Below are 1,280 nucleotides of genomic sequence, written 5' to 3'. Positions count from 1 at the left end.
CTAAATAGGTAAGGATAGGCGGCGCAAAGCGCCGCCCATCCTTACCATATAAATCCTTTCCTTTTTAGCTACCTATAGCTACAGTCACTTGACCTAGGACAAATCAAACCCCAAGAATTGATTGGCGGCGCGAAGCGCCGCCAATCAATTCTTGGGGTTTATGTCCTATTTGACTTAGCGACAGCTATAGCTGGGAATATTGCTACTTTTTTGAATTGGTATTATTGGTATATTGGAAGATGCTATAAACAAATCCCTGAAAAGCATCAGAACATAGTGGATATCCTGCGATCGCTTCCCATTGGACTTTATCTCGAACAGCCGATTACATGGCTGCATCGAATCGATCCACGCATTAAATTGTTTGGACTATTGACCATTTTATTATCACCGATCCAAGCCAATGAACCTTGGCGGATTGCGATCGCAGTCTTACTGATCTTGCTAACCCTAGCGTCACGTATTCCGTTACGGGTTTGGAAACAGCAAATGGGGATTTTACTGTTACTTAGCTTTATGACCTTGGCGATCGCTACAGTTTCTCCTGATGGGACTAATGCCCCAATTCAGCCTCGCCGCCCCATTCCTGAAATCGATGTAACCAGCACCAATCCGACGGTTCCCCCCCTAACGATTAGCCTCCCCCAACCTAATTCCTATCGGTATGTGGTCTGGAAAGCAGGAAATATTACAGTTACTCGCCGATCGCGAGAATTGGGCGTGCGCGTTTGCACCTTGATTTTTACCTATCTGTACGCACCGACATTGTTTTTACTGGTGACTGCGCCTGAGGAAATTACTGCGGCGATCGCGGCAATTTTTGCGCCCCTGAAACTGCTAAAAATTCCCGTAGTAGAAATTGTGTTAACTTTGACGCTTGCACTCCGTTTTGTCCCTCTGGTTTTAGAAGAAGTCCAGAACCTTGCAAGAGCCATGCGGACGAGATCGATTAATTGGAAAAAGCTCGGTTTCAAACGCACTACTCAAATTTGGTTAATTCTAGCGGAACGATTGATCGACAATCTCTTCATTCGCGCCGAACAAACCGCTAGTGCCATGCAAGTACGCGGATTTACCACCCCAAATACGCATCTCGTAGTTTGGAATCCGCTTCGTTTTTTCCCTCGCGATATAGTTCTATTGATGCTGATCATGGCAATGTGGGGGGTAAGGATTTGGCTGGGCAATGATATTTAAAGAATAAGTAGCTAGGCATAGAAGAGCATACCGCCCGCGCATCGGGCGGTATGCTCTCTGGTTTGTTTTTTTTATAGCTACAG

General features: G+C 45.8%; 1 protein-coding gene. It reads left to right on the top strand.

Features of this window, described 5'->3' with window-relative positions; translation table 11 throughout:
* Positions 1-276 precede the first annotated feature (276 nt).
* Positions 277-1,197 carry a CbiQ family ECF transporter T component gene (locus AC805_RS16815; protein ID WP_055076469.1) on the top strand — a complete coding sequence of 307 codons (921 nt, stop codon included), beginning with the start codon at positions 277-279 and terminating at the stop codon, positions 1,195-1,197.
* The last annotated feature ends 83 nt before the right edge of the window (positions 1,198-1,280 follow it).

This window comes from Pseudanabaena sp. 'Roaring Creek', assembly GCF_001402795.1.
Taxonomy (GTDB): domain Bacteria; phylum Cyanobacteriota; class Cyanobacteriia; order Pseudanabaenales; family Pseudanabaenaceae; genus Pseudanabaena.
The sequence above is the reverse complement of the archived record's forward strand: the minus strand, read 5'-3'. Positions and strand labels throughout refer to the sequence as shown.